We start from the raw sequence: 13,933 nt of genomic DNA, 5'->3' as shown, positions 1-13,933 counted from the left end.
ACCCTGGGCTGCGCAGACGACCCCAGCACGAAGGCGCGCAATGCCGCGCGTCCGAAGGGAACCAGATGCCCCGCACACCCGCCCTCGCGGCCGCCCTCGTCGCGGCGCTGGCGCTCGCACTGGCGTTCGCCGCCGCCCAACCCGCGCCGGCCGCCGCCCAGCCCCCGACCGCCTCGGCGCCGGTGCGCATCATGCCGCTCGGCGACTCGATCACCGCCGGCCCCGGCTGCCGGCGCGCCTACCTCTGGGACCGCCTCCAGAAGACCGGCTACACCGGCATCGACTTCGTCGGCACCCAGCAGGGCGGCGGGTGCCCGGTGCCCACCGACGTCGACCACGAGGGCCACGGCGGCTACTCGGCCACCGGCATCGCCGACCAGGACCAGCTCCCGCCGTGGCCGGCCGCCGCCCGGGCCGCCGCCAAGACCACGGCCCGCTCCCCCATCACCGCGGTCGACCAGTGGACCGGCTTCGACACCACCACCGACACCGGCGACGGCGTGCACCCCAACGACGCGGGCTTCGCAAGATGGCCGACCGCTGGTACCCCGCCCTGACCGCCGCCCTCGGCGGCGCACCCACCACGACCACGACCACCACGACGACCGCCACCGTCCCGCCCGTGGGCAACTGCTCCGCCCTCTACCGCGTGACCAGCCAGTGGAACGGCGGCTTCCAGGGCGAGGTGGTCGTGCGCAACAACACCTCGGCCACGACGGCGACCTGGACGGCCACCCTCACCTTCGCCGACGGCCAGCGGCTCAACCAGGCGTGGAACGCCACCGCCACGCAGGACGGGCCCGCGGTGACCGCCCGCGGCCTGGGCTGGAACGGCGCCCTGCCACCGGGCGGCTCGGCCACCTTCGGCTTCCTCGCCACCGGGACCGGCGCCGGCGCCGCGGTCTCCTGCACGACCGGCTGACCCGCCGACCACCCGTCGCGGGTGGGTGCGGCGCCTCCGGGCCCACCCGCGGCACGAGGGCTACGCTCCCCGCCGTGAAGATCGCAGCCGACGTCCTCACCGCCCTCGTGGCGGTCATCCACCTCTACATCCTGGTGCTGGAGATGTTCCTCTGGAACACCCCCCGCGGGCGCGCCGCGTTCGGCACGACCGCGGAGTTCGCGGCCGAGTCCCGGGTGCTGGCCGCCAACCAGGGCCTCTACAACGGCTTCCTCGCCGCGGGCCTGGTGGTCGCGCTGGTCGCGCCGGGGACGACCGGCTTCGCGTTCGCCGTCTTCTCCCTGGCCTGCGTGATCGTGGCCGGCGTCTACGGCGCGGTGACGGTGAGCCGCCGGATCCTGCTGGTGCAGGCCGTGCCCGCAGCGGTGGCGCTGCTGCTCGTGCTGCTGGCGGGCCGGTGACCCGGCGCCGGAACCCCGAGCGCCGGAACGCCCGGCACCGGAACCCCTAGACCGCCTCCAGCGCCCGCCGCCGGAACACCACCACCGCCACGCCCAGCGCCACCACCGCCATGCCCGCCAGCACCGCCACCTCCACCAGCACCGAACCCAACCCCGCCGACGGCCGGGACAGGACCAGCAGCGCGTCCATCGCCCACGAGTGCGGGAACAGGTAGCCGATCGTGTTGAGCGGTTCGCCGGCCACTTCGCGCGGCCACAGGCAACCGCCCAGCATGCCCAGCACGATGCCCACCGGCGGACCGATGGCGGGCGCCTGCTGGGGTGACCGCACCAGCGCGCCGACCAGCATCGCGGCACCCGTGGCGATCAGGCAGAACAGCGCCACGACCACCGCCACGCCCACCGGGTCGCCCCACCCCACGTCGAACAGGAGCCGGCTCACCACGATGATCAGCAGGGACTGGGCCAGCGCGACCAGGAACCGGCTCAGCGCCTCGCCGAGCAGCACCTGCCCCTGCCGGACCGGCGCGGCCAGCGAGCGGCGGACCATGCCGATGCGGCGGCTCTCGACCAGCGCGGCGGCCACGGCCATCGAGTTGACGAAGGTGAACAGCAGCAGGTTCGCGGGCGCGGTGTAGGCGAAGCCGGTCGGCCGGGAGGGCTCCTCGCGGCCCGACGAGGCCACGGTGACCGCCACCGCCTCCTCCCGCGCCTCGCGCACGTAGGCGTCGGCCTGCTCCGGCGACGCGCCCGCCGCCCGTGCCGCGCGGGTCGCCTCCAGCACCGCCGACACCCGGCCGACCGCCACGTCGACCTGGCCGCGCGCGGCCATGCCGCTGCCGCTGGTCTGGCTCATGACCAGCTCGAAGCCGGTGTCGCCGGGCCGCATGACGAGGCCGGCGGCGAGCCGGCCCTGGCGGACGCCGTCGCGGACGTCCTCCGCCGACTCCGCGCGCCGCACCTCCAGCGCCTCGTCGGCCTCCAGCTCGGCGAGCACGGCCGCGGCCACCGGGTCGGAGGTGTCGGCGACCACGGCCACCGGCAGCTCCGCCTCCGCCGAGTCGCCGCCCAGGGCCATGCCGACGAACACGATCGTCACGAACGGCATGACGACGATGAAGAACATGCCGACCTTGTCGCGCACCTGGCGCTTCAGGTTGGCCAGCACCAGCGCGGTGAGCGGACGTGGCCTCACGCGAACCTCCCCTTGCGGAAGCGCAGGAACGCGAGCGCGCCCGCGACGACGCCGATGCCGGTGACCACGGCGACCGGGACGAGCACGGCGGACGGGCCGGCGCCGGTGCCCGCCAGCTCCGACAGGCCCGCCGACACCCACCCGTTGGGGGTGATCAGCGAGACCCGCTGGAGCCACTCGGGCAGGTTGTAGACGGGCACGATGCTGCCGCCCAGGAACGCGAACACGAACGCCACGCCGAGCGTCAGGCCGTCCGCCTGCGCGTCGGTCCTGGCGCCGCTGGCCACCAGCATCACGATCGCGGTCACCGCGAACACGTGCGCCAGCAGCAGGAGGAACACCCCGCGCGGGTCGCCCCAGCTCGCGCCGAAGATCAGCACCGAGGACAGCCAGGTCGCGCACATGCTGACCAGCGCCAGCCCGAACCCGACGACGCCCTTGCCGACCAGCGCCGTCCACAGCGGCACCGGCGCGGCGCGCATCCGGTCCAGCGTGCCGTTCTGCCGCTCGGTGAGCAGGCTGCGGGCCGTGGTGCCGACCACGAAGAACGCGAACATCACCGCCATGCCCGAGCCGTAGTGCACGGCCAGGTCCACCGGTCCGCCCGCGACCGGGTCGCCCTCCAGCGTCAGCGTGGGCCCGGCGGCGCCGTTCTCCTCGACGAACAGCTGCACCCGGTCGGCGGGCACGCCCGCGTCCAGCGAGGCGCGCACGGCCAGCGTGCGGGCCTGCACCAGCGCCGAGATCCGGTCGACCATGCTGCGCGCCACGACCCCCGCCAGGGGCGTCTCCGGCGACTCCAGCACGGACACCCGCCCGCCGCGGCCCGCGCCGACGTCCTCGCTGAACCCGGCCGGGAACACCAGCGCGGCGCCCGCCTCGCCGCGGTCAACGGCGGAGCGCGCCGCGCCCTCGTCGGGGTACTGGCGGAACGTCAGCACGCCCTTCAGCTCGTCGGTGTTCAGCGCCTCGCGCTGCACGCTGGCCGGGAACTCGCCGCCGTCGAGGTCGACCACGCCGATGGTCGCCTTGAGCGGCGGGTCGTCGTCCCCGCCCAGCGCCAGCCCGAACAGGGTGGCCAGCAGGATCGGCGCGACCAGCGCGATCAGCAGCGCGGTGCCGTCCCGCAGCCGCGACCGCAGCTCGTGGCCGCCGACGACCAGCAGGGGCCGCACGGTGTTCTTCGCCAAGGTATCGACCCCTCGCTCGGCCCGCGTCAGTCGCGCAGGGTGCTGCCGGTCAGGTGCAGGAACGCGGCCTCCAGGTCGGGTTCCACGACCTCGACGCCGGTCACCGCCCCCGCGTCGCCCACGGCGGCCAGCAGCGCGGGCAGCACGTGCCGCCCGCCGGAGACCAGCAGGCGGAGCGACGAGGACCCGGTGACCACGGCCTCGGAGACGCCCTCGACGACCCGCAGCTTCTCCGCCGCCGCCTCGACGTCGCCGTCCAGCACCAGCTCCACGCGGTCCGTGCCGCCCAGCTCGGCGACCAGCTCGCGCTTGGTGCCGTCGGCGACCACGCGGCCCCGGTCGATGATGCCGACCCGGGTGCACACCCGCTCCACCTCCTCCATGTAGTGGGAGGTGTAGAGCAGGCTCATGCCCTCGGCGACCAGCGCCTCCACCCGGTCGAGGATGGCGACGCGGCTCTGCGGGTCCACGCCGACCGTGGGTTCGTCGAGGATGAGCAGCCTCGGCCGGTGCAGCAGGGCGACCGCGATGTTGGTGCGCCGCTTCATGCCGCCGGAGTAGGTGTCCACCTTGTCGTCGCCGCGGTCGGACAGGCCGACCAGCTCCAGCACCTCGCCGATGCGCGCGGCCAGCTCGCGCCTCGGCAGGCCGTACAGCCGGCCGAAGTAGCGCAGGTTCTCCCGGGCGGTCAGCTCCGGGTACAGCGCGATCTCCTGCGGCACGTACCCGACCAGCCGCTTGGCCGACACCGGGTCCTCGGCGACGTCGACGCCGCCGACGCGCACCGAGCCGGCGTCCGGGCGCAGCAGCCCGACGAGCATGGAGATGGTCGTGGTCTTGCCGGCCCCGTTGGGGCCGAGCAGCCCGTACGCCTCCCCCTCGTCGATGTGGAAACCGACCCGGTCGACCACGGTCTTGTCGCCGTAGCGCTTGACCAGGCCCTCGCACACCAGCGCAGGCGTCATGTCGTCCTCCCGGGTCAGGGTCCGCACCCGTCGATCGCCTCCGGCTGGGAGGCGCCGACCACGTTGTTCCGGAACCGCTGGTTGGCCGGGTCGGTGCCGAGCTGCACGTCGAACGGGCTGTTGCCGGTGATGGTGTTCCACTCGAAGGAGTTGTCCACCGAGTCGGAGCCGCCCCAGTCGGCCGACGAGCCCAGCACCAGCGCCGCGCCCATCACCGACGGGCCGCCGGGCGCGTTGCCGTGGATCCGGTTGCCGACGACCGCGACCCGCTGGACGCCGATCGCGCCGATGCCCACGCCGGAGATCGGCGGGCCGGCGAAGCCGAGCGCGTCGGGGTCCTCGCCGCCGGAGGCCAGGGTGTTGCCGGTGATGTCGTTGTCCGCCACCAGCACGTCGGCCACGCCGCCGGGCAGCTCGCCCTCGTAGGTCTGGTGCAGCAGCAGCACGCCCGCCGCGTTGCCGTGGCTGCGGTTGCGCAGCACCCGCGCGCGGCCGGAGTTGTCGACGAACACGCCGAAGGCGTTGGCGGTGGCCTCGCAGTCGGCGATCAGCGCGTCGGCGGCGGGGCAGAACGCCAGCGCGATGCCGCCGTACTGGCTGCCCTCGGCGCGGCAGCGCAGCACCTCCACGCCCGAGGACTCCCGCACGTACAGGCCCCACACCTTGTTGGCGACCGACTCGACGTCGACCAGCCGCAGGTCGGTGGCGGTGTGGGCGTAGACGCCCGCGCCGGAGAAGCCGCGCACGGTCAGGCCCTCGACCCGCGCGCCGGACACCTCGTGCACGGTGATGCCGCTGACCACGTCGGCGGGCGCGTCGTGCAGCGGCGGCACGGCGGTGGGCGCGACGGGACCGGGGACGATCACCGTCCGACCCGGACCCGCGCCGATGAGCGCCACGTCCGGCCGGCCGATCACCAGGCTGCCCTCGTAGGTGCCCTCGGCCAGGCGCAGCACCGCGCCCGGCGCGCAGGCGTCCAGCGCCTCCTGTACGGACTGTCCCGGCTGGATGCGAACTTCGGCCGCGGCCTCGGTCACGGGCATCGCAGCGCTCCTCTCGACGTCGTGGTCAGTATGGCAAGGGCGACGATCAGGTCACCGCGGAAGCCCCAGCGGGCCAGGCCCACCACGGCCGCGCCCTCGCGGGGACCGGCGAGGCGGGCCAGCGCGGCGGACCCGCTGGCGCCGCCCACGGTGTAGGCGCAGCGCTCGGTCATCGAGACCCGGGTGGCCGCCTCGACCTCGGGCACGGCGGCGTCCAGCAGCGGGTCGGCCCACCCCGCGCCCGGCAGCGGCGCCTCGCCGCTCGCCTCGAAGTCGTGCCAGGAGAACCCAGGCGGGCGGCCTCCGACCGCCTTGACCAGGCACTCCTTGACCGCGACGGTGGCCGCGGTGGCCAGGCCGGGGTCGACGTGCAGCTCGCGCTCGGTGGGCGAGGCGACGTGCCGGGCGTAGGCGGGTCCGCTGTAGGACATGGCGCGCGTGACCCGGGCGACGTCCACCACGTCCACCCCGAACAGCACGAGCGGCGCGGTCATCCGGTGACCCGGTCCAGGAACCGCAGCAGCTCTGCGGTGTAGGTGTCGGCGCGCTCGATCATGGGGATGTGCCCGCAGTCCTCGACGGTCACGAACTCGGTGTTCGCGTGCTTCGGCACCAGTTCCAGCCACGGCTCGATCGGCGTCATGCGGTCGTGGCGGCCCCAGATGTAGAGGGATGGGCAGCCGACCTCGTCCATGGCGGAGGGGACGCGGTAGGTCCGCGTGGCGCGGATGCTGCGGGCCATCGCCACCATCGCCGACCCCTGCCGCAGCAGTTGCGCGGTGGACTCCACCTGCTCCTCGGTGAACAGCGGCTCGCCGTGGAACAGGGCGGCCAGCATGCGGTCGCGGAACTGCTCGCCCTGCAACCGCACGTCGCCGCGCCGGTCCATGTTGAGGCCCACGTCGGGGTCGGCGCTCAGGCCGGGCGCCCCGCTGACCGCGATGGCCCGGACCCGGTCCGGGAAGCGGCCCGCCAGGTCGATGGCGACCAGGCCGCCCAGCGAGTTGGCGCAGACCACGACCTCGTCCGCGCCGGCCGCGTCCGCGGCTGCCACCAGGGCGTCGCCCAGGCGCTCGATGGAGCCGGCGACCTTGGGCTCGACACCGCAGATGGGCTCCACGGTGCGCAGCACGGGCCACCCGGCGTCGGCGAGCGCGGCGAACGGGCGGTCCCAGATCCACCCGCCCGCGAACAGGGCGGACATGAAGACCACCAGTGGCCGCCCGCCCGCCGCGGGCCGGTGCTCTGCGGTGAAGACCGTCATCGGGGGTGCTCCTGGCGTGATCAGAAGAGGGGTCCGGGGGTGGGGGTGGTGCCGCACGCGCAGGTCCGGCCCGCGCTCACGTCGACCACCTCCCGGCAGTCGGGGCAGCGCACGTGGACGCTCTGCCGGTCCAGCGTCCACACGCTGGTGTAGGCGCCGGTGCACAGGCCGCCGCGGAAGAACTTGCGCATGGCGCGCTGGTGCGGCCGGGCGTGCACGGCGCGCACCGACTCGATCCGGTCGAACGCGGTGAGCGTGTACTTGCGGTTGCCCATCTCGAACGTGCCGAAGCCGAGGAAGCCCTGCGAGGCGCGCAGCGACTTGACCACCTCGGTGCTGAGCAGGTCCACCTCCGGACCCTCCGCGTCGTCGCGGACGTCCAGGTAGGTGAACGCCAGCACGCCCGGGTAGGCGGTCCTGCCGGACGGGGTGCGGGCGCTGACGCCGTACTCGCGCAGCTCGTCGCGGGCGGGCAGGAACTTGGCCGACTGGCCCAGCGAGGCGGCCAGGGCGACGCGGTCGAAGTACCGGCGCACCCGCACCTCGCCGTCCACGGCGGTCAGCACGTCGGCGCCGGAGACGGAGGCCGCGCCGCCCGTGCCGGGCACGCCCAGGTAGGGCGCGCGGTGCGTGGCGGACAGGGTCCAGGTGAGCACGGCCGTGTCACCCGCGTCGGCGGGCGGGGCGAAGTCCAGCGCCAGGTCCGGGAACCGGGTCAGCACGGCCTCGACGTGCGCGACGAGGTCCGCGCCGGCGACCGGCTCCGGGGTGTCGGGGTCGGCGAACGACGCCACCGCGTCGGCGACGGCGGCCGGGTCGCCCGCGCGCCAGGCGGCGGTCCACCGGCCGGCGGTCTCGATCAGGTCCATGCGCTCACCGCTTCCAGGTCGTGGTCCTCGGGCAGCCGGGCCGCGGACAGCGCCACCGCGAACGCCAGGTCGGCGGTGTGGCTGACCGAGACCCGGATGCGGGTGCCGCCCGCCTCCCGGCCGTCGAGGGCGCCGGTCAGGCGCACGGCCGGCGGGTGGCCGTGCAGGCAGGCCGCCGTGCGGTGGCACAGGGGCGTGGGCTGGGGCAGGACCTCCACCGCGCCCAGGTTCGCGGGCGTCGCGGGCTCCTCCAGCAACCGCAGCACGGCGTGCTTGGCCGCGAGCCGGCCCGCCCAGTGCTGGAGGGTGCGCCCGGCGCCGGAGCGCAGCCGCTCCGCGCGGGTGAACACGGCCTCCAGCGGCATCGGGTCCACCAGCTGCCACGGCGCGGTCAGGCCGCCGAAGGCCACCGCCGCGCTGCCCCACCCGTTCATGCCGCGGGCTCCGGGCGGCGCAGCCGGCGCAGCGCCGCCGGGTCGGCCAGGCTCGCGCACCGCACGCCCACGCCGCGCAGCAGCCCGGTCAGCACCTTGCTGTCGCCGACCTCCACCAGCGTCCCGGTGTCGGCGAGCGCGCGCATCGTCTCGGTCCACCGCACCCGCGCGGTCAGCTGCGCGATCAGCGCGTCCACGATGGTCGGCAGGTCGGTGGTCGGCTCGGCGGTCGCGTTGGGGACCACCGGCACCCGCGGCGGGCTCATGGGGGTGGCGCGCACGGCCTCGGCCCACCCGTCCAGCGCGCCGGCCATGAGCGGCGAGTGGAACGCGTTGCTCACCTTGAGCGCCACCACCTTGCGGGCGCCCGCCGCGGCGGCCAGCCCGGCCAGCCTGTCGACCGCGCCGACCGCGCCGGAGACCACGGTGTGGTCCGGCGCGTTCTCCAGGCCCACCACCAGCGGCTCGTCCGGTCGGGCGGCCTCGGCGGCCAGCTCCTCCACCCGCTGCGGGTCCAGGCCCAGCACGGCGGTCATGCCGCCGGCGCCCGGCAGGTCGGCCATCAGCCGCGCCCGGACGCCGACCAGCCGGAAGGCGGTGTCGACGTCCAGCACGCCCGCCGCGCACAGCGCGCTGATCTCGCCCACGCTGTGCCCGGCGACGACGTCCGGTTCCACGCCCGCGGCCCGCACCACGGCCAGCGCGGCCAGGTTGCACGCGGTCACCGCGGGCTGCGCGTGCAGGGTGTCCACGAGCCGGTCCAGCGGCCCGCGGGCGCACAGCTCGGACACCGGCTCGGGCAGCAGCTCGTCGGCGCGCGCGACCACCGCCGCGCCCACCGGGTCGCGGCGCAGCCAGCCGCCCATGCCGACCCGGGCGGTGCCCTGCCCGGGGAACACGAAGCCGATCACCTGCGTACCTCCCTCGCCTGAGTCCGTGCCGGGACCCGCCGCTAGAGCCGGCGGCGGCGCGTGGGCACGGCCGCGGCCCGCTCGGTGCCCAGGAACCCCAGCAGCAGCTTGGTGACGACCTCCGGCTGGTCCAGGGGGATCCAGTGGCTGGAGTCCTCGACCCGCTCGTAGCGCCACGGTCCCTTGACGAACTTCTGCGAGCCCGTCATGCCCTCCTCGAGCAGCGCCTTGTCCCCGGTGGACCAGACGCCCAGGGTCGGCGCGAGCACGGGCGGGAAGTTGCTCTCCACGCGCAGCTCGGCCGCCGGGGAGCGGTTGGCGCGGTACCAGTTCAGCGCGGCCGTGAGCGCGCCCGGCTTGGCCAGCTCGCGCGGGTAGCGCTGGTGGTCGCCCTCGCCGCCCATGATCTCCTTGAACAGCCGCCACCCGTTGCGCCGCAGCAACTGCTCGCTGACGCCGGGGAACTGGTAGAAGAGCATGTACCAGCTCGCCGCGCGCTGCTCGATCGACGGCGTGCTGAACACGCCGGGGTGCCCGACCGAGAACACCGCGAGGTGGTCGACGCGGCGCGGCATCAGGAACGCGTACATCCAGGCGATCGCCGCGCCCCAGTCGTGGCCGACGATGTGCGCCTTGGAGATGCCCAGGTGCTGGGTGAGGCCCACGACGTCGTTGACGATCGTGCGCATCTCGTACGCCTCGGGCTCCTGCGGCTTGCTGGAGCCGCCGAAGCCGCGCAGGTCCGGCGCGATCACCCGGAAGCCCGCCTCCACCAGGGGGTCGATCTGGTGGCGCCACAGGTAGTGCGAGTCGGGGAACCCGTGCAGCAGCACGACCGGGTCGCCCTCGCCCTTGTCGACGTAGGCGATGTCGACGCCGTTGACGTGCGCCGAGTCGGTCAGCAGAGTGTCCTTCGTGGTCATGCCCTCTCCCTGAACAGCCTCTCGGCGAAGAACTCGCTGAAGCCGAAGTCCGGGACGTCCTCCGGCGGCACCATGTTGAGCAGGCCGGTCACCGACGCGGCGAAGTTCTCGGCCATCAGCTCGCGCGCCCGGCGGCGGCGTTCGGCGGCCTCCGGCCCGAACTCGCAGTGCAGCCGGGCGATGATGTCCGCGCCGAAGTGCAGGCGCCCCATCCGGAACTTGCGCTCGGCCAGGTACGGCCCGAACGCGGCGGGCGACCAGTCGTCGCCGCCGAGGAGCACCTCGCACACCTCGCGGGTGTCGCGCAGGCTGCACGACAGGCCGGTGCCCAGCACGGTGTCGGCGTTGCCCGCCTCGTCGCCCACGAGCACCACGCCGTCCATCACGATCGGCTGCTCGGGGAACATCGCCACCGACGGCCACACCTTCAGCGGGCCGATGGGCCTCGCGGCGGCGTACACCGACTTGCCGCCGTCGGGCAGGGACCGCAGCTCGAAGTCGGCGATGAACCGCTTCTCGCCCTCGGGCCCCTGGTAGCGGCGGCTGTTGGCGGTCGGGAAGTTGATGTAGAGGCGGGCGTTGCCGTCGCCCTGCGGGAACACCATGAACATCTTGTCGTCCTCGGTGCCCATCGCCTGCACGTCCATCGGCCAGTCGTCCAGGCCGGTGACGCGCACGCCGCCGCCCCAGTGGTGGACCGAGGTGGACATGTGCACGCCGACCTGGCGGCCGACCGTGCAGCCGCGGCCGGTGGCGCCGATGACCAGGCGCGGCTTGACCAGGTGCTCCCGACCGCCGTGCCGGTAGCGCACCTCGGGCTTCGCCCCGGCGGTGACCCGGGCCCGCTGCGCGCCCATCACGACCACCGCGCCGTTGTCCTCGGCCTGCTCGGCCATCAGCGCGCAGACCTCGTGGTGCGGGAACGACATGGGTCCGCCGACACCGGGCACGAAGCGGGTCATGTCGACCGTCTCGGCCTCGTCCGGGTGGACCGTCTCGTCCCACTGCGTCCACTCGCGGATCTCCCACGCCCCGCCGAGGCCGAACGCGTCCTCGACGCCGAGCAGCTGGGCCTCGCGCAGGCCCCACGGCGCGATCCACTCGCCGCGCACGATGTCCTCGTAGCGCTCCTGCTTCTCCAGCATCATCACGGACAGCCCGTTGGCCGACAGGTACGCCGCCGCAGAGGCGCCCGCGATGCCGCCGCCCACGACGACCACGTCGACACCGCTGTGCTCCACGGTCATGCCTGCCACCTCTCCCACGACGTGCGCTCCTTGGCCGGGACCCGTTTGGCCGGGCGGAAGTCGGTGCCGATCGTGTAGGCGACCGGGACCATGCACACCTGCGTCACCCCGGCCGGGATGCCCAGCAGCTCGCCGACGTGGCGCTCGAAGGGCAGGTGCATGTTGGTGATCGTGCTGCCCAGGCCGCGGGAGCGGAGCGCGAGCTGGAACGACCACACGGCGGGGAAGATCGAGCCGTAGAAGTTGCTGGCCCGCATCGCGCCGATGCGCACCTGCTCCTTCCACGTGCCCGCGTTGTCCGAGGCCAGGTCCTGCCCGAGCCACTCGGCGTCGATCGCGCCGATGTCCGGCGGCCGGCCCAGCACGCACGGGATGACCAGCACCGGCACCCGGGCGATGGTCCCGGCCAGCGCGGCGGCGGACTCGTTGTTCCGCCGCGCCCGCGCGCTGTTGCGCCGCCGGCCCGACCGCGTCCACACCTCCTTCTGGTGGAACTGCCAGGAGATGTCGAACAGCTCGGCCAGCCGGTCCTTGACGGCCTGCTCGGTGACCACGACCCAGCGCCAGTTCTGCTGGTCGTTCGCCGTGGGCGCCTGCACGGCGACCTCCAGCGCGTCCTCGATCACCTCCCGGGGCACCGGGCGGTCCAGGTCGAGCCGGCGCCGCACCGACCGGGTGGTGGTGAGCAGCCGGTCGGTCTCCGGGACGTCGAAGGGCGCGCCGGTCATACCGCACCCAGCAGGGTCCCGCCGCGCACCGAGCCGGGCGCGGCGCTGAGCACGAGGGCCCTGGCGGGCGTGGCCGGCAGCTCGGGCTTGGTCACGTAGGACTCGACCGCGCCCACGCGGGGACCGGTCAGCGCCGGGATGGCCGGCGCCACGCCGTCGCGCAGCGCCAGCGCGGCCAGCGCCAGGTTGAGCGCGCCGGTGGCCGAGCCCGCGTCGCCGGTCAGGCCCGCGGTGGCGGTGAGCCGGGCGGACGGGACGGCGTCGAGCACCGCGCCCGCCTCCGCCTCGTCGGCCGCGACCCCGGTGGCCGCGCCGACGACCAGGTCCACGCCGTCGGTGGGCAGGGCGGCGAGGGCGCGCCCCACCAGGGCCCGCTCGTCGTCGTCGGCCGCGCTCGCGTGGGCGCTGCCCAGCACCCGCGCGTACGGGGTCGCGCCCCGGGCGGCGGCGTGCGCGGCGGACTCGACGACCAGCGCCACCGAGGCGGACGCGGTCGCCTCGCCCGAGTCGCGGTCGTAGGGGGTGACCTGCGCGCCGTCGCCGGGCCGCGACGCCTCGTCGGCGGCGACCACGATCACCACGTCCGCCTTGCCGGTGCGGATGGTCTCCACCGCGCAGTCCAGGGCGATGGACGCCGACGCGTTGCCGTTGCAGATGGTGGTGGTCGGGCCGCGCAGCCCCAGGGTCTGGCAGACCGCGCCGCCCGTGGCGTTGAGCACCACGTTGGAGAAGCTGAGCACGGCGGGCTTGTTCGGGTTGGCCAGCACGCTCTCGTCGAACCCGTCGGTGCTCTCCACCGAGCCCGCGGCGGTGGCGAAGATGACGCCCACGTTGTCCAGGGCGGCGCGCGGCAGCTTGAGCCCGGCGTCCTCCCAGGCCAGCCGGGATGCGGCGATGGCCATGCGGGACAGGTTGTTCATGTGCCGCCACAGCGAGCGCGGCGCGAACGTGCGGCCCTCCAGGGACGGCGCCGCGCCGACCGCGGTGCGGCCGTTGGCGACCGCCTCGGCGACCTCGGCGATCCCGGTGCCCAGGCCGGTGACCGGCCCGAGGCCGGTGACGACGACCTCGGTGGCGGGCAGCTCGTCGTACTCGCGCGGCCCGCCGGGGCGGCGCAGCACGAGCGAGGCGTTGTTGCCGCCGAACGCGTAGTTGTTGGACACCACGACGTCCATGTCCAGCGGGCGCGCCACGTTGGGCACGAAGTCCAGGGTGGACTCCGCGATGGCCTCCTCGGTGAACCCGATGGTCGGCGGCGCGGTCGCGGTGCGCAGGGCCAGCACGGCGGCCACCGCCTCGACCGCGCCCGCCGCGCCCAGGGTGTGCCCGATGAAGCTCTTGATGCTGCTGGTCGGCACCTGCGGGGCGCGCTCGCCGAACACGGCCCGCATGACCTTCTTCTCCATGGCGTCGTTGGCGGGCGTGCCGGTGCCGTGCCCGTTGACGTAGTCCACGGCGTCGGTGCCCAGCCCGGCGTCGGCCAGCGCCCGGCGCATGGCGGTGACGCCGCCGCGACCGGTCGGGTCGGGCGCGGTGGCGTGGTAGGCGTCGGCGGACTGGCCGTAGCCCGCGACCTCGGCCAGCGGCTCCGCGCCCCGGGCCAGCGCGGAGTCCAGCGACTCCACGACCAGGAACGCCGCGCCCTCGCCCAGGTTCAGGCCGTCGGAGCGGCTGTACGGGCCGCACGGGCGGGAGCTGAGCGCCTGGAGGCCCGCGAACCCGGCGTACGTGCCGAACAGCAGCGGGTCCACGCCGCCCGCGAGCACCACGTCCGCCTCGCCGGTGAGGATCTTGTCCTTGGC

At 74.8% G+C, this 13,933-nt stretch carries 16 protein-coding genes; 3 read left to right on the top strand and 13 right to left on the bottom strand.

Annotated elements, in window-relative coordinates; genetic code table 11:
• The first annotated feature begins 65 nt into the window (after positions 1-65).
• The 3 genes from ACFV4N_RS30085 (at position 66) to ACFV4N_RS30075 (ending at position 1,362) form a co-directional block, all read left to right on the top strand.
• Positions 66-557 carry a hypothetical protein gene (locus ACFV4N_RS30085; RefSeq protein WP_499675995.1) on the top strand — a complete coding sequence of 164 codons (492 nt, stop codon included), beginning with the start codon at positions 66-68 and terminating at the stop codon, positions 555-557.
• Positions 530-922, top strand: a complete 393-nt coding sequence (locus tag ACFV4N_RS30080) for a cellulose binding domain-containing protein (protein WP_499675994.1) — start codon at positions 530-532, stop codon at positions 920-922. The genes ACFV4N_RS30085 and ACFV4N_RS30080 overlap by 28 nt, the downstream gene beginning before the upstream one ends.
• A 74-nt stretch (positions 923-996) precedes the next feature.
• The gene (locus ACFV4N_RS30075; protein ID WP_499675993.1) at positions 997-1,362 is read left to right on the top strand and encodes a DUF1304 domain-containing protein; all 366 of its coding nucleotides are present in this window, start codon (positions 997-999) and stop codon (positions 1,360-1,362) included.
• 46 nt (positions 1,363-1,408) lie between these two features.
• Here the strand turns inward: ACFV4N_RS30075 and ACFV4N_RS30070 are convergent, their stop codons facing one another.
• The 13 genes from ACFV4N_RS30070 to ACFV4N_RS30010 form a co-directional block, all read right to left on the bottom strand.
• Entirely contained in the window at positions 1,409-2,557 is a 1,149-nt protein-coding gene (locus ACFV4N_RS30070) for an ABC transporter permease (protein ID WP_499675992.1), read from the bottom strand.
• Entirely contained in the window at positions 2,554-3,747 is a 1,194-nt protein-coding gene (locus tag ACFV4N_RS30065) for an ABC transporter permease (protein ID WP_499675991.1), read from the bottom strand. The genes ACFV4N_RS30070 and ACFV4N_RS30065 overlap by 4 nt, the downstream gene beginning before the upstream one ends.
• 26 nt (positions 3,748-3,773) lie before the next feature.
• Positions 3,774-4,712: an ABC transporter ATP-binding protein gene (locus ACFV4N_RS30060; RefSeq protein ID WP_499675990.1), complete on the bottom strand. Its 939-nt coding sequence runs from the start codon at positions 4,710-4,712 to the stop codon at positions 3,774-3,776.
• Between the two features lie 14 nt (positions 4,713-4,726).
• Positions 4,727-5,755, bottom strand: a complete 1,029-nt coding sequence (locus ACFV4N_RS30055; RefSeq protein ID WP_499675989.1) for a right-handed parallel beta-helix repeat-containing protein — start codon at positions 5,753-5,755, stop codon at positions 4,727-4,729.
• A complete protein-coding gene (locus ACFV4N_RS30050) occupies positions 5,746-6,249 on the bottom strand; it encodes a holo-ACP synthase (protein WP_499675988.1) in 504 nt (167 codons plus the stop codon). The genes ACFV4N_RS30055 and ACFV4N_RS30050 overlap by 10 nt, the downstream gene beginning before the upstream one ends.
• Positions 6,246-7,019: an alpha/beta fold hydrolase gene (locus ACFV4N_RS30045; protein WP_499675987.1), complete on the bottom strand. Its 774-nt coding sequence runs from the start codon at positions 7,017-7,019 to the stop codon at positions 6,246-6,248. The genes ACFV4N_RS30050 and ACFV4N_RS30045 overlap by 4 nt, the downstream gene beginning before the upstream one ends.
• 20 nt (positions 7,020-7,039) lie before the next feature.
• On the bottom strand, positions 7,040-7,888 hold the full coding sequence (locus ACFV4N_RS30040) for an ester cyclase (RefSeq protein WP_499675986.1): 849 nt from the start codon (positions 7,886-7,888) through the stop codon (positions 7,040-7,042).
• Positions 7,879-8,322: a holo-ACP synthase gene (locus tag ACFV4N_RS30035; RefSeq protein ID WP_499675985.1), complete on the bottom strand. Its 444-nt coding sequence runs from the start codon at positions 8,320-8,322 to the stop codon at positions 7,879-7,881. Before ACFV4N_RS30035 ends, ACFV4N_RS30040 begins: the two co-directional genes overlap by 10 nt.
• Positions 8,319-9,233, bottom strand: coding sequence for an ACP S-malonyltransferase (locus tag ACFV4N_RS30030; RefSeq protein WP_499675984.1), 915 nt, complete (start codon positions 9,231-9,233; stop codon positions 8,319-8,321). Before ACFV4N_RS30030 ends, ACFV4N_RS30035 begins: the two co-directional genes overlap by 4 nt.
• Positions 9,234-9,274: 41 nt before the next feature.
• Positions 9,275-10,156: an alpha/beta fold hydrolase gene (locus tag ACFV4N_RS30025; protein ID WP_499675983.1), complete on the bottom strand. Its 882-nt coding sequence runs from the start codon at positions 10,154-10,156 to the stop codon at positions 9,275-9,277.
• Entirely contained in the window at positions 10,153-11,421 is a 1,269-nt protein-coding gene (locus ACFV4N_RS30020; protein ID WP_499675982.1) for an FAD-dependent oxidoreductase, read from the bottom strand. Before ACFV4N_RS30020 ends, ACFV4N_RS30025 begins: the two co-directional genes overlap by 4 nt.
• Complete coding sequence (locus tag ACFV4N_RS30015; protein WP_499675981.1) at positions 11,400-12,131, bottom strand: nitroreductase family protein; 732 nt, start codon at positions 12,129-12,131, stop codon at positions 11,400-11,402. The genes ACFV4N_RS30020 and ACFV4N_RS30015 overlap by 22 nt, the downstream gene beginning before the upstream one ends.
• Positions 12,128-13,933: beta-ketoacyl synthase N-terminal-like domain-containing protein (locus ACFV4N_RS30010; protein ID WP_499675980.1), on the bottom strand; the 1,806-nt coding region annotated here is incomplete at its 5' end. The genes ACFV4N_RS30015 and ACFV4N_RS30010, both read right to left, overlap by 4 nt.

The organism is Actinosynnema sp. NPDC059797 (genome assembly GCF_042732085.1).
Lineage (GTDB): Bacteria > Actinomycetota > Actinomycetes > Mycobacteriales > Pseudonocardiaceae > Actinosynnema.
Note: the sequence above shows the minus strand (reverse complement) of the source record. Positions and strands in the feature narration are given on the sequence as shown.